Genomic DNA, 21,161 nt, shown 5'->3' on the forward strand with positions numbered 1-21,161 from the left:
GCTCGTTTCCTAAGAAGTAAATATATTCGATTCAATCAATGGGTTTTGGGGCCTGTGGTGTTTGTGCAACATGGTCCTTGAATTACCCGCAAAGCCTTGTGGCATCAGGCTTTGCGGGTTTCGATCCAAGCGCGGCGGAGGGCCGAACGGGCCCGGGGGAGGGGGGCGGAGGCGGGTCCGCGCGCATGTTAGAATGGCACGTTGGCCAGCCGCCGGATGCCTCGCGCATAGGGGCGGAAAACCTGGGCCTACTTTCGCTTAAACCCGCCGCATAAACCACGCCGCAATGGATCCATTCGCAAAAGAAACCCTTCCGGTCTCCCTCGAAGAGGAAATGCGCCGCTCGTATCTGGATTACGCAATGAGCGTGATCGTGGGCCGGGCGCTTCCCGATGTACGAGATGGCTTGAAGCCGGTGCACAGGCGCGTGCTCTATGCGATGCATGAGCTCAACAACGACTGGAACCGGGCCTACAAGAAATCGGCCCGTATCGTCGGTGATGTGATTGGTAAGTATCACCCGCACGGCGACACTGCTGTATACGATACGATCGTCCGCATGGCGCAGGATTTCTCGCTGCGCTACATGCTGGTCGACGGCCAGGGGAATTTCGGTTCGGTGGATGGGGATAACGCAGCAGCAATGCGTTATACAGAAATCCGCCTCTCGAAAATCGCCCACGAGATGCTGCACGACATCGACAAGGAAACTGTCGATTTCGATCCGAACTATGACGGTTCGGAAAAAGAGCCCGCTATTCTCCCGGCGCGAATTCCGAATCTGCTTATCAATGGTTCGTCGGGTATTGCGGTCGGCATGGCCACCAATATCCCGCCGCATAACCTGAATGAAATCGTCGACGGCTGTCTTCACCTGCTGCGCAATCCGCAGGCTACGATAGATGAGCTGATTGAATTGATTCCCGCGCCCGATTTCCCGACTGCCGGCATTATCTACGGCATCCAGGGCGTGCGCGAAGGCTACCGTACGGGGCGCGGCCGCGTCGTCATGCGTGCCCGCACGCACTTCGAGGACATCGATCGTGGTCAGCGCCAGGCCATCATCGTCGACGAGCTGCCGTACCAGGTGAATAAGCGCACGCTGCTCGAGCGGATCGCCGAACTGGTCACCGACAAGAAGGTCGAGGGCATTTCGGACATCCGCGACGAGTCGGACAAGTCCGGCATGCGTGTGGTGATCGAACTCAAGCGCAACGAAGTGCCCGAGGTCGTCCTCAACAACCTATATAAGAACACCCAGCTCCAGGACACCTTCGGCATGAACATGGTGGCCCTGGTCGATCGCCAGCCGCGCTTGCTGAACCTGAAGCAGATGCTGGAGTACTTCCTGGCGCACCGCCGGGAAGTGGTCACCCGGCGCACGGTGTTCGAGCTGCGCAAGGCGCGCGAGCGCGGCCATGTGCTGGAAGGTCTTGCGGTCGCCCTGGCCAATATCGACGAGTTCATCGCCATCATCAAGGCGGCGCCGACGCCACCGATTGCGAAACAGGAATTGATGACGAAGTCCTGGGATTCCGGGCTCGTCCGCGAGATGCTGGCGCGTGCAGAAACCGATACTCCGGGTGGCCGGGCATCGTATCGTCCGGACGGCTTGCCGGCCGTGTTCGGCATGCAGGCCGACGGTCTGTACCGGCTCTCGGACTCGCAGGCGCAGGAAATTCTGCAAATGCGGCTGCAACGCCTCACCGGTCTGGAGCAGGACAAGATCGTCCAGGAATACCGCGAAGTGATGGCGATCATCGCTGATCTGCTTGATATCCTGGCGCGCCCGGAACGCATTACCACCATCATCTCCGACGAACTGACTGCCATCCGCGCAGAATTCGGCGATGAGCGCCGCTCACAGATCGAGCTGAACGCGACTGAACTGGATACCGAGGACCTGATCACCCCGCAAGACATGGTGGTCACGCTGTCCCACAGTGGCTATATGAAGAGCCAGCCGATCTCCGAGTATCGCGCGCAGAAGCGCGGCGGACGTGGCAAGCAGGCGACGGCCACCAAGGAAGACGACTGGATCGACACGCTGTTCGTTGCCAATACCCACGACTACATCCTGTGCTTCTCGAACCGGGGCCGTCTGTATTGGCTGAAGGTCTATGAGGTGCCGCAGGGGTCACGCAACTCGCGCGGCCGGCCGATCGTCAATATGTTCCCGCTGTCTGATGGCGAGAAGATCAACGTCATCCTGCCGGTGCGCCAGTTCGATGCAGAGCACTTCATCTTCATGGCCACGGCCCGTGGCACGGTCAAGAAGACAGCGCTGACGGAGTTCTCCAATCCGCGCAAGGCCGGCATCATCGCCGTGGATCTGGATGAGGGTGATTACCTCATCGGTGCGGCGGTCACGGACGGCCAGCACGACGTGATGCTGTTCTCGGACGCCGGCAAGGCCGTGCGTTTCGACGAGAACGATGTGCGCCCGATGGGCCGTCAGGCGCGCGGCGTGCGCGGCATGAACCTCGACGACGGGCAGGCGGTGATCGCCATGCTCGTGGCCCCGGCCGAAACCGCCGAGACCGCCGAGCAGGCCGAAGCGGCTTCGCCTGGCAGCGTGCTGACCGCCACGGAGAACGGCTACGGCAAGCGCACCCCCATCGCCGAGTACACTCGACACGGGCGCGGCACCAAGGGCATGATTGCGATCCAAACGAGCGAGCGCAATGGCCGTGTGGTAGCTGCTGCACTTGTTTCGCCCGAAGATGAAATCATGCTGATCACTACGGGTGGAGTTCTGATCCGTACGCGTGTGGCCGAGATCCGTGAAATGGGGCGTGCCACGCAGGGCGTCACGCTGATCAACGTCGACGAAGGTACCAAGCTCTCGGGCCTGCAGCGCATCGTGGAAAGCGATGCCGATAACGGTTCCGGCTCGGAAGAGGCGGAAGAGGCCGACGACGCTGATACCGATGCCAATTCGTAAGTTGTTGCAACAATAGGACACCGGCCGGAACTCGCCAGGCGGCGGGCCGGACTAAAACGGACATATTTTCCAGGGAGTCATTAATGCTCAAGACCTATCGACGTATCGCTGTTCTGGCTGCTTTCGTTCCGACGTTTATGGTGGCGCAACATGCCCATGCCCAGGACGCGGACAAGACGGCAGCCATCAAGGAACTGCTTTCCGTCATGCAGGCCGACCAGGCTGTGAAGGGCCAGGCCGACAACTGGCAGCAAGGCGCCAAGCAGGAAGCTCCGCTTGTGCTGGAACAGGTACTGGTCGAGAACAAGACGCTGAGCGACAAGCAGAAGCAGGCCGCCGTCGAGAAGCTGAAGAAGAACGGCGCGGTGCAGCGCATGGTGGATGGCGCCGGTACGGCGTTCAACACCGACGGCTTCCGCAAGGACGCCATCCAGGCTCACTATGACGCCTTCGGCAAGTACTACAGCACCCAGGAAATCAAGGACCTGACCACGTTCCTGAAGTCGCCGACCGGCCAGAAGTTCATGGCCAACCAAGGCAAGGCGACCCAGGAGATCTGGGGTTCGATGATGCAGAAGTATGGTCCGCAAGTCGGCAAGTCGATGCGCGATGCCGCCGAAAAGGAAATCTCGGCTGCCGCGAAGTAATCGCTGGGCGGGCAGGGCGCTGGTCCGGCGCCCGCCCCGCATCGCCCAACGGGATGCGGGTTTGAGGGATAATGGCTGCTTGGGTTACACCGGCAGCCATTTTTCTTTTCCAGTCCATGAACGATCCACAGACTCCTGCTCTCGCTGGCATGCAGCGCGCATTGGCCGAACGTGTCTTCAACTTCTCGCCCGGTCCGGCGGCACTGCCTGCCGAAGTGCTGCAACAGGCTGCCGAGGAAATGCTGTCATGGCACGGGAAGGGCATGTCGGTCATGGAAATGAGCCATCGCAGCAAGGAGTTCGAAGGGATTCTGGCGGAAGCCGTGGCGGACCTGCGCGAACTGCTGCACATCCCCAAGAACTTCCGCATCCTGTTCCTGCAAGGCGGCGCCATCGGCGAGAACGCGATCGTGCCGCTGAACTTGATGCGTCTGCGCGATGCAGAGCGCCCGAAGGCGGATTTCGTGGTGACCGGGGCGTGGTCGGTCAAGACCGAACAGGAAACCCGGCGCTATGGCGAAGTCAATATTGCCGCATCGAGCGCTGACAGGAAGTTCACCAATATTCCCCCAGTAGCCGGCTGGAAGCTGTCAGATGACGCGGCTTACGTGCACCTCTGTACCAATGAAACCATCGGTGGCGTGGAGTTTCACGAAATTCCAGACATTGGGCAGGAGCAGGGGCGCATCGTGGTGGCGGACGCATCGAGCCACATCCTCTCGCGCCCGGTCGACTGGTCGCGCGTGCAGGTCATGTATGGCGGCGCGCAGAAGAATATCGGCCCCGCCGGCGTGACCATCGTGATCGTGCGCGAGGACTTGCTTGGCCACGCCCATCCGCTATGCCCGTCGGCATTCAACTGGCGCCTGGTGGCGGAGCATGACTCCATGTACAACACGCCGCCGACCTACGCCATCTACATTGCGGGCCTCGTGTTCAAGTGGCTCAAGCGTCAGGGCGGCGTGCCGGCCATTGAACAGCGCAATATTGCCAAGGCAAAGGCGTTGTACGATTTCCTCGACCAGAGCGATTTTTATCGCAACGAGATCGATCCGCATTGCCGTTCGCGCATGAACGTGCCGTTCTTCCTCGCTGACGAAAGCCGCAACGAGGCATTCCTGCAGCAGGCCCGCGCCAACGGTCTGCTGCAGCTCAAGGGCCACAAGTCCGTGGGCGGCATGCGCGCCAGCATCTACAACGCGATGCCGATCGAAGGCGTATATGCGCTGATCGACTTCATGCGCGAGTTCGAACGCGCCGCTGCCTGACGGCGCCGCGTCGGCCCGCCGCGCGCCAGACGCACGCGGCATCGTTTCATTCTCAGGCCCTCCTGCGCGGAGCGGCCCAACGGGTTCCTGCAAATGACAAGCGAAGACAACAACACCGCGCGCGAGGAGACGCAGCAGAACGGTGCTTCCCCGAGCGAGGCGGAGCGCGCCCTCGGCGCTGAACTGGCCCCCCTGCGCGAGCAGATCGATAAGGTGGACCGCGAACTGCTGGCCATGCTGAACCGGCGCGCGCAGCTTGCACTCGATGTCGGCGAAGTGAAGAAGAAGTACGGTGCCCCGGTGTTTCGCCCGGAGCGCGAGCTGCAGGTGATTCGCAAGGTGCAGGCCGCCAATCCGGGGCCGCTGCTAGGCGAGAGCGTTGCGTCGATCTGGCGTGAGGTGATGTCGGCCTGCCGTGGACTGGAAAAGCCGCTCGAAATTGCTTTCCTCGGTCCGGCTGGCACATTCTCCGAACAGGCCCTCTACGCCCACTTTGGCCATGAAGTGAGCGGGGTGCCATGCCCTAGCATCGACGAGGTGTTCCGTGCCGTGGAGGCGGGAACCGTCGAGTACGGCGTGGTTCCGGTGGAGAACTCGACCGAGGGCGCGGTGTCGCGCACGCTTGACCTGTTCCTGCAGACCTCGCTGAAGATCAGCGGCGAGATTGCGCTGAAGGTGCACCATAACCTGATGGCCTCGTCGCCTGACATGAAGGGCGTCAAGGTGGTGCGCGCGCATGCGCAGGCGCTGGCGCAGTGCCAGCACTGGCTGACCGCGAACTATCCGCACCTGGAGCGGCAGGCCGTATCGAGCAATGCCGAGGCCGCGCGCATGGCGAGCGAAGACCCGACGGTCGCGGCCATTGCCGGTGAATCGGCGGCCAATCGCTATCACCTGCATATCATTCGCCCGCATATCCAGGACGATCCGCACAACCGCACGCGTTTTGCCGTGATCGGCCGGTACGAGACCGAGCCGTCGGGCAGCGACCAGACCTCGATGATCCTGTCGGTGCCAAACAAGGCGGGCGCGGTCTACCAGTTGCTGGCCCCGCTGGCAGAGAACGGCGTGTCGATGTGCCGCTTCGAGTCGCGCCCGGCGCGCAGCGGCGCCTGGGAGTACTACTTCTATGTCGATGTCGAAGGCCACCAGCATGAGCCCGCGGTCGCGCGTGCGATCGAGACGCTGCGGCGCAATGCCGCCTACCTGAAGGTGCTGGGGTCGTACCCGTCCAGCAAGTAAGAGCAAGCGTACGCACGGATACGACGGCAAGGAGACGAGATGGCAGAGCAAGGCAAGCAGGGCGGCAAGGTACTGTTCGGCCCGGATTACGTCAGGGCAATCTCGCCCTACGTGGCGGGCAAGCCGATTTCCGAGGTCGTGCGCGAGTTCGGTCTCGAGGAGGCAAGCATCGTCAAGCTCGCGTCGAACGAGAACCCGCTGGGCATGCCGGAGTCCGCCAGGCACGCGGTGGCCGCGGCGATTGCCGAACTGGGGCGCTATCCCGACTCGAACGGCTTTGAACTGAAGGCGGCGCTTGCGGCAAAGCTCGGTGTACCGCAGGACTGGCTCACGCTGGGCAACGGCAGCAACGACATCCTTGAACTGGCCGCGCATGCGCTGGTCACGCCGGGGCAGTCGGTGGTGTACGCCGAATACTCGTTTGCGGTCTATGCCCTGGCAACCCAGGAAATCGGCGCGCGTGCGATCGAGGTGAAGGCTCGCGACTATGGCCATGACCTCGACGCGATGGCCGCCGCGATCGCGCCCGATACCCGCCTGGTATTCATCGCCAACCCGAACAATCCGACCGGGACTTTCGCGCCCGCGGCGGCACTGGAGGCGTTCCTGGCCAAGGTGCCCGCTCACGTGGCCGTGGTGCTGGACGAGGCGTACAACGAATACCTCGACGACGACCAGCAATATGACTCGGTGGCGTGGGTGCGCCGCTATCCGAACCTGCTGGTGTCGCGCACCTTCTCCAAGGCATACGGGCTGGCAGGCCTGCGCATCGGCTATGCCGTGGCGCAGCCGGAGCTGACCGATCTGCTGAACCGTGTTCGCCAGCCGTTTAATGTCAACAGCGCGGCGCAGGCCGCGGCTGTCGCCGCGCTTGGCGACACGGCGTTCCTGCAGCGCAGTGCCGAGCTGAACCGCGCGGGCAAGGCTCAGCTCATCGACGCCTTCTCACGCCTCGGGCTCGAGTCGGTACCATCGTCCGGCAACTTCGTGCTGGTCCGCGTTGGCGATGACGATGACGCCGGTGCACGCGTCAACCTGGCGCTGCTCAGGCAGGGCGTGATTGTCCGCCCCGTGGGCAACTACGGCTTGCCGCGCTGGCTGCGTGTCACGATCGGCTTGCCCGACGAGAATGCCGCGTTCATCGCGGCACTGGAATGCGCGCTCAAGTGAGCCGCGCGAACACCATGCATCCCTGTTTTCGAATTCCCAGTATTGCCCGCCCCCGAGGGCTGAGATTGTGAGCGCTCTGCATTTTTCCCGTATTGTGATTGTCGGTGTCGGCCTGATTGGCGGTTCGCTCGCGCTCGCGCTCAAGCGCGCGGGCGTAGTCGGCACGGTGGTTGGCGTGGGCCGGTCGCCGGCATCGCTGCAGAAGGCGCTTGACCTTGGTGTCATCGACGAAGCCGCTTCGCTGGAAGACGCCGTGCGCGACGCCAGCCTGGTCGTGCTGTGCGCGCCGGTGGCACAGAATTTCGCGCTGCTGCATGCGCTGGAGCCGCACCTGGGGCCGGGCACCATCGTGACGGATGCCGGCAGCACCAAGTCCGACGTGATCATGGCGGCCAAGACGGCGCTTGGCGACAAGGTGGCCCAGTTCGTTCCGGCCCACCCGATCGCGGGCCGCGAACTCAATGGCGTCGAGGCTGCGCTGGCCGACCTCTATGTCGGCAAGAAGACCGTGCTGTGCCCGCTGCAGGAGAACTCGCGTGCCGACGTGGCCGCGGTGCGCGCGATGTGGGAAAGCGCCGGTGCCGAGTGCCACGTCATGTCCGCCGTGCAGCACGATGCGGTGTTCGCCGCGGTCAGCCATTTGCCGCACGTGCTGTCCTACGCGCTGGTTGCGCAGGTCGGCAACGCCGAGGACGCGGCGCTCAAGCTTGCCTTCGCCGGTGGCGGCTTCCGTGACTTCACGCGCATTGCGGCATCGTCGCCGGAAATGTGGCGCGATATCTGTGTCGCCAACCGCGAGGCGCTGCTGCGCGAACTGAACACCTACCAGTCGGTGCTGGCGCACCTCAGGACGCAGATCGAGAAGAGCGACGGCGCTGCGCTGGAGCGCATTTTTTCGCGTGCGAGCAAGACCCGCCTGCAATGGGGCGCGGACCGAGCGGCCGCGGCCAATACTGAACCCTGAATTGGCGCGGCCGTGAGCCGCGCCCTAGTGTGAATACCATGGAACACCTGACGCTTGCCCCCCTTACCCGCGCCGCGGGCACGGTCCGTCTGCCTGGCTCGAAGAGCATCTCCAACCGCGTGCTGTTGCTGGCCGCGCTGGCCGGCGGCGAGACGCGCGTGCGCGACCTGCTCGACTCCGACGACACCCGCGTCATGCTGCAGGCGCTGAAAACGCTCGGCGTGACGTGGCGCCAGGAAAGTGGCGACTATATCGTCACCGGCTCGGGCGGCAATTTTCCGGTCAAGGCGGCGGAACTGTTCATGGGCAACGCGGGCACCGCGATCCGTCCGCTGACTGCTGCGCTCGCGCTGCAGGGCGGCGACTACAAGCTGTCGGGCGTGCCGCGCATGCATGAGCGGCCCATCGGAGACCTCGTCGATGGCCTGCGCCAGGTCGGCGCGGACATCGGCTACCTCGGTAATGAAGGCTATCCGCCCTTGCATATCCGTCCCGCGCAGATCCGCATCGACGCGCCGATCCGCGTGCGCGGCGACGTGTCGAGCCAGTTCCTGACGGCGTTGCTGATGACCTTGCCCATGGCGCAGGCGGCCAGCGGCAGGATCGAGATCGAAGTGGTCGGCGAGCTGATCTCCAAGCCGTATATCGAGATCACGCTCAACCTGCTCGCGCGCTTTGGCATCGATGTGGAACGGCAAGGTTGGGAGCGGTTCATCGTGCCGGCCGGGGCGGTCTACCGGTCGCCGGGCGAGATCTTTGTCGAGGGCGATGCTTCGTCGGCGTCCTATTTCCTCGCGGCCGGTGCTATCGGCGGTGGTCCGGTGCGCGTGGAGGGCGTGGGCATGGCGAGCATCCAGGGGGATGTGCGCTTTGCCGAGGCGCTCAACCGGATGGGCGCCAATGTGATGGCCGGCGACAACTGGATCGAGGTGCGCGGCACCGAACGCGATGACGGACGGCTGCACGGCATCGAACTCGATTGCAACCATATTCCCGATGCCGCCATGACGCTCGCGGTGGCCGCGCTGTTCGCCGAAGGCACGACGACGCTGACCAATATTGCCAGCTGGCGCGTCAAGGAAACCGACCGTATCTCGGCGATGGCGACCGAGTTGCGCAAGCTCGGTGCGCAGGTGGAGGAGGGGGCGGACTACCTCAAGGTGGCGCCGCCCGCGCAGTGGCAGACGCCGGCCGATGGCATTGGCACCTATGATGACCATCGCATGGCGATGTGTTTCTCTCTGGCCGCGTTCGGTCCGCTGCCGATCCGGATCAATGACCCGGCCTGCGTGGCCAAGACGTTCCCGGACTACTTCACGGTGTTTGGCGGCATTACGAGCTGAGCGCCGCGCCGTCCGCCTGCGCTGGTGCATGCCGGCGCTCCCGTTGGTCCCAGTAGCGATCGAAGAAGTAGTGCGCCACAGTATTGATGGCGGGCTCGATGAATGTGACCGCGCCGCTGACAGCCAGGCTGCCGGTCAGCGCGTAGGTCACGCTGAAGGCGATGCCGAGGTGCAGGATGCCGAACGTCAGGGTCTTGGCCATGGTAGATTGCCTCGCAAACAAATCAGGGAAGTAACGGGAAGGGGCTGGATGCAGCGTCGCAGGTTGATGAATCAAATGATAATGATTCTCAATTGAATTTCAAATCAAAGTTTTCTGTCGGCATCATCAGCAATGACTATCGTTCACGTCATCACTATTGACGGTCCAACCGCCTCCGGTAAAGGCACTGTGGCGCACAAGGTGGCCGATGCGGTCGGCTACCACCTGCTCGACAGCGGTGCGCTATACCGCCTGGTGGCGCTTGCGAGCGACCGCGAGGGCGTGGATATCGCCGATGTCGATGCCCTTGCAAGAACCGCGTCGCGCCTCGATGTGAAGTTCGGCCCGGACCGGGTCTGGATGTCCGGCGAGGAAGTGAGCCTCGCGATCCGCGCCGAAGCCATCGGCAACCGTGCCTCGGCCATCGCCGTGCACCAGCCGGTACGTGATGCGCTGACCAAGCTGCAGCGCGATTTCCGCAAGCTGCCCGGCCTGGTCGCGGACGGCCGCGATATGGGCACGGTGATCTTCCCTGACGCCCAGCTCAAGGTATTCCTGACGGCAAGTGTTGAGGCGCGCGCTCGCAGGCGCTATAAACAATTGATTGATAAGGGAATTTCTGCTAATATTGAAGACCTTTTGCGTGACCTTGAGGCGCGCGACGCGCGGGATCGAAACCGTGCCGCCGCGCCGCTGCGTCCCGCCGAGGATGCGAACCTGCTCGATACCTCCGACATGACGGTGGATCAGGCAGTGGCGCAGGTGCTGGAGTGGTTCGCCGCTGTGCGCAAATACTGACTTCGTCAGGCGTATCGAAGCGGCGGGCGCTGCCCGCACCAAGGTGTCGGCCCGCCCAGAGGCATGGCCGGCAGTGTTTAACCTGACCCCGCTGCACATGGCAGACTGAGCGCGATGGTCGCGCCGGCCGGTGTACCGCGGATGGAACCTTACGTTTATGTCCGACCTGCAAACCAACGAATCCTTTGCCGCACTGTTCGAGGAATCGATCGCCCGCTCCAATATGAAGGCTGGCGAAGTGATCTCCGCTGAAGTCGTGCGCATCGACCACAACTTCGTGGTCGTCAATGCCGGCCTCAAGTCCGAGGCATTTGTGCCGGTGGAGGAGTTCCTGAACGACCAGGGCGAACTCGAAGTGCAGGCCGGCGACTACGTCTCCGTGGCCATCGATGCACTCGAGAACGGCTATGGCGACACCATTCTTTCCCGCGACAAGGCCAAGCGCCTGGCATCGTGGCTGAACCTCGAGAAGGCGCTGGAAGACGGCGAAATCATCTCGGGTACCGTGACCGGCAAGGTCAAGGGCGGCCTGACGGTCATGGTCAACGGCATCCGCGCGTTCCTGCCGGGCTCGCTGGTTGACGTGCGTCCGATCAAGGACACCACCCCGTACGAAGGCAAGACCCTGGAATTCAAGGTCATCAAGCTGGACCGCAAGCGCAACAACGTTGTGCTGTCGCGCCGCGCCGTGGTCGAAGCCACGCTGGGCGAAGAGCGCCAGAAGCTGATGGAAACCCTGAAGGAAGGCGCCATCGTCAACGGTATCGTCAAGAACATCACCGACTACGGTGCGTTCGTTGACCTGGGCGGCATCGACGGCCTGCTGCACATCACCGACCTGGCCTGGCGCCGTGTCCGCCACCCGAGCGAAGTGCTGTCGGTTGGCCAGGAAATCACCGCCAAGATCCTCAAGTTCGACCAAGAGAAGAACCGCGTCTCGCTGGGCGTGAAGCAGCTGGGCGAAGATCCGTGGGTCGGCATCTCGCGCCGCTACCCGCAAGGCACCCGCCTGTTCGGCAAGGTGACCAACCTGACCGACTACGGCGCGTTCGTCGAGATCGAAGCCGGCATCGAAGGCCTGGTGCACGTGTCCGAAATGGACTGGACGAACAAGAACGTGGCTCCGTCGAAGGTTGTTCAGCTGGGCGACGAAGTGGAAGTCATGGTCCTGGATATCGACGAAGACAAGCGTCGTATCAGCCTGGGCATGAAGCAGTGCAAGGCCAATCCGTGGGACGATTTCTCGCGCAACCACAAGAAGGGCGACAAGCTGAGCGGCCAGATCAAGTCGATCACCGACTTCGGCGTGTTCATCGGCCTGCCTGGCGGCATCGACGGCCTGGTGCACCTGTCCGACCTGTCGTGGCAAGAGACCGGCGAAGAAGCCGTGCGCAAGTACAAGAAGGGCGACGAAGTCGAAGCCGTGGTCCTGGGCATCGACGTCGACAAGGAGCGCATCTCGCTGGGCATCAAGCAGCTGTCGGGCGATCCGTTCAACAACTTCATCTCGGCCAACGACAAGGGCTCGATCGTTACCGGCACCATCAAGGCCGTTGACGCCAAGGGCGCCGTGGTCCAGCTGGCCGACGACGTGGAAGGCTACCTGCGTGCATCGGAAATCTCCGCTGACCGCGTGGAAGATGCCCGCAACGTGCTGAAGGAAGGCGAGCAGATCACCGCCCTGGTGGTGAACGTCGACCGCAAGTCGCGCAACATCAACCTGTCGATCAAGGCCAAGGACAGCGCCGAGCAGCAGGAAGCGATGCAGAAGTTCCAGGCCGACACCAGCACCGCTGGCACGACCAACCTGGGCGCTCTGCTGAAGGCCAAGCTCGGCCAGGACAACCAGTAATCGCAGGCCCTGACGCCCGCGCGAACGCCCATGACCAAGTCGGAGCTCGTCGAAAAACTGGCTGCCCGCTTTCCGCAGTTGCTGCTGCGGGACGCGGACATCTCGGTGAAAACGATACTCGACGCGATGTCCGATGCGCTGGCCGATGGCCATCGCATCGAAATTCGCGGATTCGGCAGTTTTGGTCTGAACCGGCGTCCGCCGCGCGTTGGGCGCAACCCCAAGTCCGGCGAGCGAGTGCTGGTGCCCGAGAAACGGGTGCCGCACTTCAAGGCGGGCAAGGAGTTGCGCGAACGGGTGGACCGGAGCCTGACGCCGCCTCCGGGCGCTGGAGGTAACGGACACCTGACCGGTACGCCGTCCGGCAAAGGCCCCCAGGGCGCTGCGCCGGGCAGTTCGACGGTGCTGCATGAGGGAAGCGGGCTGAATCTCGCCCGCTCCTGATGCCGACCGGCAGCCGGCACTGTGTTGTCGTGAATGGAAAAAGGCGCTCCGCTCGGGGCGCTTTTTTCATTTGGGGTATTGGTGCGGGCTTGCCGTTTTCGTTTGCTGGAAGTGATTCCGCTACAATGCCGGGGTCTGCCGCACGCCAGCGATGCGCATGTGCGCTCCCGCAACGCCACGCCTGCCCTTACCGCATGAAACTCGTCGCCTGGATTATCCGCATCGTCCTGTTTGCGCTGCTGTTCGTGCTGGCGCTGCGCAATACCGCGGACGCTTCGCTGCAGCTTTTCTTTGACGCCGTCTGGCGCGCACCACTGATCCTGATCCTCTTCGTGGCCTTTGTCCTGGGCGCAATTGCGGCCCTGGCTGCGATTGCACCAGGCCTGATGCGCCAGCGCATGGAGGTGGCACGGCTGCGCCGTGCGCTCGGCGATGCCGGCCGCCAGCCGACATCTGCCGACACGGAACGTGACGGCAAGAGCGCTCCTTACAACGTAGTTGGCCCGAAAGTCTGATCCATGATGTTTGAAACCTGGTGGCTGCTGGCGCTGCCACTTGTCTTTGGCCTCGGATGGATGGCGGCGCGCATGGATGTGCGCCAGCTCATCAGCGAGCAGGGCGCCTTGCCGCGCTCGTATTTCAAGGGCCTCAATTTCCTGCTCAATGAACAGCCGGACCAGGCCATCGATGCGTTCGTCGAAGTGGCCAGGCTGGATCCCGAGACGACCGAGCTCCACTTCGCGCTGGGCGCGCTGTTCCGACGCCGCGGCGAAACCGAGCGTGCCATTCGCGTACACCAGAACCTGGCCACGCGCCCGGACCTGCCGGAGCCCGAGCGCGAGCATGCGCTGTATGAGCTGGGGCAGGACTTCCTGCGCGCCGGCCTGCTCGACCGGGCCGAAGAATCGTTGCGCCGGCTGATGTCCGGCCCGTACGCGGCCTCGGCCAAGCGCGTGCTGCTCGAGCTTTACGAGGTGGAGAAGGAGTGGCAGAAGGCCATCGATGCCGCACGCGAACTGCAGGCGCTCGACAAGACGGACCATCGTCTGCAGATTGCCCAGTTCTGTTGCGAACTCGCGCAGGATGCGCTGCAACGCAAGCGCCCGGAAGATGCCGTCAAGTGGTTGCGCCAGGCCATGGAAGAGAATCCCGCCAATGTTCGCGCACCGATCCTCCTCGGCGACGTGGCCGCCGCCGCTGGCGATGCCCGTGCCGCGCTTGGCCACTGGCTGGCCATCGAGCGACAGGATGCCTCCTTTCTTCCGCTGGTGGCCGAGCGCGTGGTGAAAGCCTATGCCGGGCTCGGTGAGCAAGGTGCCGCGCTCGACTGGCTGCGCGGCCTGCTGAAGGGCAGTCTCGCGCCCGAGCTGCTCGATGTCGCATTCAAGACCGAGCTGGAGCAGAACGGACCTGAAGCAGCGACACGGCTCATGCGCGAGCAACTGCGCCGCCAGCCGACGCTGCTTGCGCTGACCAAGTATTTCGAGGCCCAGGCTGCCGACATGGCGCCTGCCGCCGCAGTCGCCGGCAACGGCGGCGAAGGCCTGGCCGTCGACGAGTCCGCTGACAGCGACAAGGCAAAGGAAATTACAGCGATCCGTGATCTGCTGCAGTTGCGTACGCGCAACCTGGCCCGCTACACCTGCCGCGAATGCGGCTTTCGCGCGCGGCTTTTCTACTGGCAGTGTCCCGGCTGCAACCGCTGGGAGACCTATGCGCCCCGGCGCTCGGAAGCGCTAGGCTGACCGGGCCACCGTGCGAATCTATTTCATGTACATGCTATGAAAGTCACCATTATTGGCAGTGGCTATGTTGGCCTTGTCACCGGCGCGTGCCTGGCCGAGCTCGGCAACGATGTGTTCTGCCTCGACGTCGACGAAAAGAAGATTGCCTTGCTCAACGCCGGCGGCGTGCCGATCTACGAGCCAGGCTTGCAGGAGATCATCCAGCGCAATCGCGCGGCCGGACGTCTGACGTTCTCGACCGACGTGGCGGCCAGCATCGAGCACGCGGATGTGCAGTTCATCGCAGTAGGAACGCCGCCCGATGAAGACGGCTCCGCCGACCTGAAATATGTGCTCGCCGCGGCACGCAGCATTGGCCGCTACATGACCGGCTTCAAGGTCGTGGTGGACAAGTCCACCGTGCCGGTGGGCACGGGCGATCGCGTCACGGCAGTGATTCGCGAGGAACTTGCCGCGCGCGGCCTGGAGGACCTGCAGTATTCCGTGGTGTCGAACCCGGAGTTCCTGAAGGAAGGCGCCGCGGTGGAAGATTTCATGCGCCCTGACCGCATCGTACTGGGTTGCAGCGCGGACGCTGCCGGGCGCCATGCCCAGGCCACCATGCGCCAGCTCTATGCGCCGTTCAACCGCAACCATGAGCGCACCTTCTACATGGATGTGCGCTCGGCCGAGTTCACCAAGTACGCGGCCAACTCCATGCTGGCCACGCGCATCTCGTTTATGAACGAGCTGGCCAATCTCGCCGACGAGGTCGGTGCCGATATCGAGCTGGTACGCATGGGCATCGGATCGGATCCGCGCATCGGCTACAGCTTCCTGTATGCGGGTGCCGGCTATGGCGGGTCCTGTTTCCCGAAAGACGTGCAGGCACTCATGCGCACGGCGGAGGAGTATGGCAAGCCGATGCGCGTGCTGGAGGCCGTCGAAGCCGTCAACGGGGCCCAGAAGCAGGTGCTGGGCGACAAGGTGGTACGCCGTTTCGGCGATGACCTCAGCGGGCGCACCTTTGCGCTCTGGGGCCTGGCCTTCAAGCCCAATACCGACGACATGCGCGAAGCGCCTTCACGCGTGCTCGCGCGTGAACTGATTTCGCGCGGCGCGACGCTGCGCACGCATGACCCGGTGTCCATGGACGAGGCCAGGCGCGCGCTGGAGGCGGATCTCGCAGACATCCCTGGCGGTATCGACAGGATCAGCTTCCACACGGGCCAGATGGAAACGCTGGATGGTGCCGACGCGCTCGTGATCGTGACGGAGTGGAAGGTCTTCCGCAGCCCGGATTTCGAGCAGATCAAGCGGCGCCTGAAGACGCCGGTGATCTTCGATGGCCGGAATCTGTACGAGCCGGAGGCCATGGCGCAGACCGGTATCGAATACCATGCGATCGGGCGTTCGGGCGCGAAGCGCTGAACGCGTCGGCAGGCGGCCGTGTCCCAGTAGGATCGGTATGCCGGAGGAACTATGGCTATGAATCAAATTTCGCAGGATCAGATCCGCCAGGCGCGCATCCTGGTGGTCGGCGACATGATGCTGGACCGCTACTGGTTTGGTGACGTCGAGCGTATTTCGCCGGAGGCACCGGTTCCGGTCGTCCAGATCAAACGCAGCGATGAACGCCTGGGCGGCGCAGCCAACGTGGCCCGCAACTCGGCCGCGCTGGGTGCGCAGGTCGGCATGCTTGGCGTTGTAGGCGAAGACGAGCCAGGCCGCACCATCGAATCGTTGCTGTCAGCATGCAAGGTCCAGCCGTACCTGCACCGCGATGCCAGCGTCAACACGACGATCAAGCTGCGCGTGCTGGCCCACCAGCAGCAGCTGTTGCGCGTGGACTTCGAGAATCCGCCCACACATGAAGTGCTGCTGGGCGTGCTCGATGGTTTCCAGGAGCTCCTGAACCAGTACGAGGTGCTGGTGCTGTCCGACTATGGCAAGGGTGGCCTGACGCACGTCGGCCGCATGGTCGAGGCCGGCCGCGCGGCGGGCCGGATGGTCCTGGTCGATCCCAAGGGTGACGACTATTCGCGCTACCGTGGTGCCACGCTGATCACGCCTAACCGTGCCGAGATCCGCCGCGTCGTCGGGGCCTGGAAAAGCGAACAGGACCTCACCGCGCGTGCCCAGAACCTGCGTCGCGACCTGCAGCTCGAGGCCTTGCTCCTGACCCGTTCGGAAGAGGGCATGACCCTGTACACGGAAGCCGAGGTCCTGCATGTCTCGGCACAAGCGCGCGAAGTCTATGATGTATCAGGTGCCGGCGATACCGTGATCGCCACGCTGGCGACCATGCTGGCGGCGGGGGTGTCGCTGAAGCAGGCCGTGCAGTTCGCCAACCGCGCGGGCGGCATCGTGGTGGGCAAGCTGGGTACCGCTGTCGTCAGCTATCCGGAGCTGTTCGGCTCGGCTGGCTGAAAGCGTACGATTTCCGGTGCCCCTGTTGAACTCTCTGTCGGACCGATCATGACCATCATCGTCACCGGCGCTGCGGGATTCATCGGCAGCAACCTTGTCAAGGGACTGAACGCGCGTGGCGAGGACCAGGTTGTCGCGGTCGACAATCTCCAGCGCCCTGACAAATTCCACAACCTGGTGGATTGCGAGATTCGCGACTACCTCGACAAGGACGACTTCCTGTCCCGCTTCGAGCGCGGGGAGTTCGGCAGGGTCCGCGCGGTGTTTCATCTCGGGGCCTGCACCGACACGATGGAGCAGGACGGGCGCTACCTGATGGCGAACAACTACCGCTACAGCAAGGTGCTGATGGAGTCCTGCCTGGCGCAGGACTCGCAGTTCATCTATGCATCGTCGGCGGCAGTCTACGGGGAGTCACAGGCCTTTCGCGAAGCGCGTGAATGCGAGCGGCCGCTGAGCATCTACGGCTACTCGAAGTTCCTGTTCGACCAGGTCGTGCGCGAGCGGCTGGAGGGCGCCCTGTCGCAGGTGGTCGGCCTGCGCTATTTCAACGTGTATGGCCCGGGCGAGGCGCACAAGAATCGCATGGCCTCGATCATCTGGCAGCAATTCGAACAATTCCGTGCCGAGGGTACAGTGAAGCTGTTCGGCGAACATGCTGGCCATGGAGCGGGTTGCCAGAGCCACGATTTTGTCGCGATCGAGGATGTCGTCAGGATCAACCTGTTCTTCCTCGACCATCCGCGCCGATCCGGCATCTTCAACGTGGGTACGGGCCAAGCGCGTTCGTTTAACGATGTGGCCTGCGTCGTGGTCAATACGCTGCGTGAGGCGGAGGGCAAGCCACCGCTGGCGATCGACGAACTGGTGCAGGAAGGGCTGCTGGAGTACATCCGCTTCCCCGACGCACTGCGTGGCCGGTATCAGAGCTTCACGCAATCGGATCTGTCGCGCCTGCGCGCCGCGGGCTATGCCACGCCCTTTGTTTCCATGGAAGAAGGTGTGGCGCGCTACTGCCAGTGGTTGCTCGAGCGCTGTCATTGAAGGCGCCCGGCGGCGTCGTCGCGTTCGGAAACATCCTCGTGCAAGGCACGTGAACGTTTGTTTCGGCGTGCGCCGGCGCACGCGGCCGGTCCTATCCTGAGCGCACCTTGCCAATTCCGGCAAGGCAACGCAAACGGAAAAGGAACTCACCAATGTTCAAGACAATGCTCAGGCGCGGCTGCCTGGCTGCAGTGGCCTGGATGTCGTTCACCGGGGCCGCGATGGCCACGGTCGATGTCAACACGGCCGACGCATCGGCCCTGACTTCGGTGAAGGGCATCGGACCTGCAACCGCCAAGAACATCATTGACGAGCGCACCAAGCACGGGCCCTACAAGAGTGCGACGGATCTGGCCGAGCGCGTCAGCGGCGTCGGAACCAAATCGGTGGCGCGCATGCAGGAGGCTGGCTTGACGATCGGTGCCAAGGCTGCGCCGGCGGCAGCTCCGGCCGGCGCTGCCGCTGCCACTCGACCCGCCAAGCGCTGATATGGCATGGCGCCGCCGGTGCAGGGGGGGCACCGCGGCGCCATGGTCCTGCTCCATTCAGTCCAGGCAACCAGGTTCCATGTTGTGCCACTGGTATGGCTCGTGCTTGTCAGGCGCACGGTTCTTCGCTTGCCGACAGCGGCGGAGTATCATGCGGCAGCCCGCAACAGCCACGGTCATTCCGTCGGCCGCGCACGATCTTAAAAACCAGGCCAGGCCTCGCCCTTTCCCGGGGGCAAGGAGAGTCAGGCAGAACAACAGGGAGCATAACAATGACGAATGGCGAGGACACAGGGTTCCTGCCGAAGTGGCGATTGAAGACGGAAGGGGTCATCGGTCCGGATGAGCGCCTGCCTGCGGGGCAGACGCTGCTCGCCGGCATTCAGCACGTGGTGGCGATGTTCGGTTCCACGGCGATCGCGCCGATCCTGATGGGCTTCAATCCGAATATCGCCATCCTCTTCTCCGGCATCGGCACGCTGATCTTCTTCCTGTGCGTGCGCGGCCGGGTGCCCAGCTATCTCGGTTCCAGCTTCGCGTTCATCGCTGTCGTGATCGCGGCCACGGGGTACGCCGGAAGCGGGCCCAATGCCAATATCCCGGTAGCCTTGGGCGGCATCATTGCCGCGGGTGCGCTGTACACGGTGATTGGCCTTGTGGTGCAAGCGGTCGGCTATGGCTGGGTCGAACGGCTGATGCCGCCAGTGGTCACCGGTGCGATCGTCGCGGCCATCGGTCTGAACCTCGCCCCGGTGGCGGTAAAGGCCGTGAGTAGCTCGTCGTTTGACACCTGGCTAGGCCTTTTGACCGTGCTGGCAGTCGGGCTGGTGGCAGTCCGCGCGCCAGGAATGGTCGGGCGCCTTCCGGTGCTGATTGGTGGCCTGTTCGGCTACCTGATCTACTATGCCGGCGCGAATCAGATGGGTCTCGGCAAGCCGATCGATTTTTCTGGCGTGGCGGCGGCGAGCTGGTTTGGCCTGCCGTCGTTCACTTCGCCGGTATTCGAGGCCAGCGCCATGCTGCTGATCGCGCCGGTGGCAATTGTGCTGGTGGCAGAGAACCTGGGGCACATCAAGGCCATTGGGGTGATGACGGGGCGCAACCTTGACCCATACATCGGCCGCGCCTTTATTGGCGACGGCGTCGCGACCATGCTGTCGGCCAGCGGCGGCGGCACCGGCGTCACCACGTATGCCGAGAACATGGGGGTGATGGCCGTTACCAGGATCTATTCGACGCTGATCTTTGTTGTCGCGGCCGCGGTGGCCATCTTGCTCGGATTCTCACCAAAGTTCGGTGCGCTGATCTTGACCATCCCGGGCCCGGTCATCGGCGGACTGACCATTGTGGTGTTCGGCCTGATTGCCGCCACGGCTGGCCGTATCTGGGTCCAGAATCACGTGGACTTCTCCAGTTCGCGCAACCTCATCACGGTGGGCGCCACCTTGACTGTCGCCGCGGGCGACCTGACGCTGAAGCTTGGTGGCATGACGCTGGGTGGCATCGGGACTGCAACGTTTGGCTGCATCCTGCTTTACCACCTGCTGGGCGGGGGCAACAAGGAGGCGTAAGCCAGCGCGGCCACACCGGGAGTGGGCCTGACCGGCCGCCTCCGGCGCGCGGCGGGGGCCTGATTTACAATGTGCGGGACATTTCCACTCCGCACCATGGCCTACAAGACAATTGAAGATACCATCGGCAATACGCCGCTGGTCAGACTGCAGCGCATTCCCGGTGCCGCCAACGACGCACGCGGCAACGTCATTCTAGGCAAGCTTGAGGGCAACAACCCGGCCGGGTCGGTCAAGGACCGCCCGGCGGTGTCAATGATCGCCCGCGCGGAGTCGCGCGGCCGCATCAAGCCCGGCGACACGCTGATCGAAGCCACTTCCGGTAACACCGGTATCGCGCTTGCCATGGCTGCGGCAATCCGCGGCTACAAGATGGTGCTGATCATGCCGGAAGACCTCAGCCTGGAGCGTCGCCAGAGCATGGCCGCCTATGGCGCCGAGATTATCCTGACTCCGGTGAAGGGGGGCATGGAGTACGCGCGCGACCTGGCGGATGCCATGGAACGTGACGGTAAGGGCGTTATCCTGGACCAGTTCGCCAATCCGGACAATCCACTGGCCCACTACGAAACGACCGGGCCGGAGATCTGGCGCGATACCGAAGGCCGGATCACACATTTCGTTTCGGCCATGGGCACGACCGGTACCATTACCGGTGTCTCGCGTTACCTGAAAGAGCAGAACCCTGCCATCGAGATCATCGGTGCGCAACCGGCGGAAGGCTCGCGGATTCCCGGCATCCGCAAATGGCCGGAAGCCTACCTGCCGAAGATCTACGACCCGAAGTATGTGGACCGTACCGAGCCTGTCAGCCAGGCCGATGCGGAACACATGGCGCGCCGCATGGCGAGCGAGGAGGGCATTTTTTCAGGTATCTCGGCCGCCGGCGCCCTGTGCGTGGCCATGCGCGTTGCCGAGGAAGTGGAAAACGCGACGATCGTTTTCATCGTCTGCGACCGGGGGGACCGGTATCTGTCCACCGGGGTATTTCCCGCCTGACGGGCGGCATCATCACGCTTCCGCGCGTCGA

Annotated in this window: 19 protein-coding genes; 18 read left to right on the forward strand and 1 reads right to left on the reverse strand. The window is 63.5% G+C overall.

What is annotated here, in order from left to right:
* Window positions 1-286 precede the first annotated feature (286 nt).
* The 7 genes from gyrA (at window position 287) to aroA (ending at window position 9,578) form a co-directional block, all read left to right on the forward strand.
* Window positions 287-2,944 carry a DNA gyrase subunit A gene (gyrA, locus tag AC3FNH_RS05740; RefSeq protein ID WP_276099750.1) on the forward strand — a complete coding sequence of 886 codons (2,658 nt, stop codon included), beginning with the start codon at window positions 287-289 and terminating at the stop codon, window positions 2,942-2,944.
* Window positions 2,945-3,027: 83 nt separating this feature from the next.
* On the forward strand, window positions 3,028-3,591 hold the full coding sequence (locus AC3FNH_RS05745) for a DUF2059 domain-containing protein (RefSeq protein WP_276099751.1): 564 nt from the start codon (window positions 3,028-3,030) through the stop codon (window positions 3,589-3,591).
* 116 nt (window positions 3,592-3,707) lie between these two features.
* The gene (gene serC / locus AC3FNH_RS05750; protein ID WP_488719353.1) at window positions 3,708-4,859 is read left to right on the forward strand and encodes a 3-phosphoserine/phosphohydroxythreonine transaminase; all 1,152 of its coding nucleotides are present in this window, start codon (window positions 3,708-3,710) and stop codon (window positions 4,857-4,859) included.
* Between the two features lie 93 nt (window positions 4,860-4,952).
* A complete protein-coding gene (gene pheA / locus AC3FNH_RS05755) occupies window positions 4,953-6,101 on the forward strand; it encodes a prephenate dehydratase (protein ID WP_276099753.1) in 1,149 nt (382 codons plus the stop codon).
* A gap of 39 nt (window positions 6,102-6,140) precedes the next feature.
* Complete coding sequence (hisC, locus tag AC3FNH_RS05760; protein ID WP_488719354.1) at window positions 6,141-7,271, forward strand: histidinol-phosphate transaminase; 1,131 nt, start codon at window positions 6,141-6,143, stop codon at window positions 7,269-7,271.
* Window positions 7,272-7,338: 67 nt separating this feature from the next.
* A complete protein-coding gene (locus AC3FNH_RS05765; RefSeq protein WP_488719355.1) occupies window positions 7,339-8,235 on the forward strand; it encodes a prephenate dehydrogenase in 897 nt (298 codons plus the stop codon).
* A 38-nt stretch (window positions 8,236-8,273) separates the two neighbouring features.
* Window positions 8,274-9,578, forward strand: a complete 1,305-nt coding sequence (gene aroA, locus AC3FNH_RS05770; RefSeq protein ID WP_488719356.1) for a 3-phosphoshikimate 1-carboxyvinyltransferase — start codon at window positions 8,274-8,276, stop codon at window positions 9,576-9,578.
* Here the strand turns inward: aroA and AC3FNH_RS05775 are convergent.
* Window positions 9,568-9,780 (reverse strand): DUF2061 domain-containing protein, encoded by a 213-nt coding sequence (locus AC3FNH_RS05775; protein ID WP_276099757.1) that lies wholly within the window; start codon window positions 9,778-9,780, stop codon window positions 9,568-9,570. The genes aroA and AC3FNH_RS05775 overlap by 11 nt on opposite strands.
* A gap of 132 nt (window positions 9,781-9,912) precedes the next feature.
* Between AC3FNH_RS05775 and cmk the strand changes: the two genes are divergently transcribed.
* The 11 genes from cmk to cysM all read left to right on the forward strand — a co-directional run bounded on the left by cmk (window position 9,913) and on the right by cysM (window position 21,130).
* Window positions 9,913-10,578 carry a (d)CMP kinase gene (cmk, locus tag AC3FNH_RS05780; protein ID WP_488719357.1) on the forward strand — a complete coding sequence of 222 codons (666 nt, stop codon included), beginning with the start codon at window positions 9,913-9,915 and terminating at the stop codon, window positions 10,576-10,578.
* Between the two features lie 157 nt (window positions 10,579-10,735).
* Window positions 10,736-12,430, forward strand: coding sequence for a 30S ribosomal protein S1 (rpsA, locus tag AC3FNH_RS05785; RefSeq protein ID WP_224077984.1), 1,695 nt, complete (start codon window positions 10,736-10,738; stop codon window positions 12,428-12,430).
* Between the two features lie 30 nt (window positions 12,431-12,460).
* Window positions 12,461-12,874 carry an integration host factor subunit beta gene (locus AC3FNH_RS05790; protein WP_276099759.1) on the forward strand — a complete coding sequence of 138 codons (414 nt, stop codon included), beginning with the start codon at window positions 12,461-12,463 and terminating at the stop codon, window positions 12,872-12,874.
* 194 nt (window positions 12,875-13,068) lie between these two features.
* On the forward strand, window positions 13,069-13,389 hold the full coding sequence (locus tag AC3FNH_RS05795) for a lipopolysaccharide assembly protein LapA domain-containing protein (protein ID WP_276099760.1): 321 nt from the start codon (window positions 13,069-13,071) through the stop codon (window positions 13,387-13,389).
* 3 nt (window positions 13,390-13,392) lie between these two features.
* Window positions 13,393-14,619, forward strand: coding sequence for a lipopolysaccharide assembly protein LapB (gene lapB, locus AC3FNH_RS05800; RefSeq protein WP_488719358.1), 1,227 nt, complete (start codon window positions 13,393-13,395; stop codon window positions 14,617-14,619).
* A gap of 36 nt (window positions 14,620-14,655) precedes the next feature.
* A complete protein-coding gene (locus AC3FNH_RS05805; protein ID WP_276099762.1) occupies window positions 14,656-16,029 on the forward strand; it encodes a UDP-glucose dehydrogenase family protein in 1,374 nt (457 codons plus the stop codon).
* Window positions 16,030-16,080: 51 nt separating this feature from the next.
* Window positions 16,081-17,028, forward strand: coding sequence for a D-glycero-beta-D-manno-heptose-7-phosphate kinase (gene rfaE1 / locus AC3FNH_RS05810; RefSeq protein ID WP_276099763.1), 948 nt, complete (start codon window positions 16,081-16,083; stop codon window positions 17,026-17,028).
* 48 nt (window positions 17,029-17,076) lie between these two features.
* Window positions 17,077-18,072 (forward strand): ADP-glyceromanno-heptose 6-epimerase, encoded by a 996-nt coding sequence (gene rfaD / locus AC3FNH_RS05815; RefSeq protein ID WP_488719359.1) that lies wholly within the window; start codon window positions 17,077-17,079, stop codon window positions 18,070-18,072.
* A gap of 152 nt (window positions 18,073-18,224) precedes the next feature.
* Complete coding sequence (locus tag AC3FNH_RS05820; RefSeq protein WP_488719360.1) at window positions 18,225-18,560, forward strand: ComEA family DNA-binding protein; 336 nt, start codon at window positions 18,225-18,227, stop codon at window positions 18,558-18,560.
* Between the two features lie 272 nt (window positions 18,561-18,832).
* Window positions 18,833-20,131, forward strand: a complete 1,299-nt coding sequence (locus AC3FNH_RS05825; protein ID WP_488719416.1) for a solute carrier family 23 protein — start codon at window positions 18,833-18,835, stop codon at window positions 20,129-20,131.
* Between the two features lie 96 nt (window positions 20,132-20,227).
* Window positions 20,228-21,130, forward strand: a complete 903-nt coding sequence (cysM, locus tag AC3FNH_RS05830) for a cysteine synthase CysM (RefSeq protein WP_276099767.1) — start codon at window positions 20,228-20,230, stop codon at window positions 21,128-21,130.
* Window positions 21,131-21,161 lie beyond the last annotated feature (31 nt).

This window comes from Cupriavidus sp. 22TCCZM01-5 (assembly GCF_057798915.1).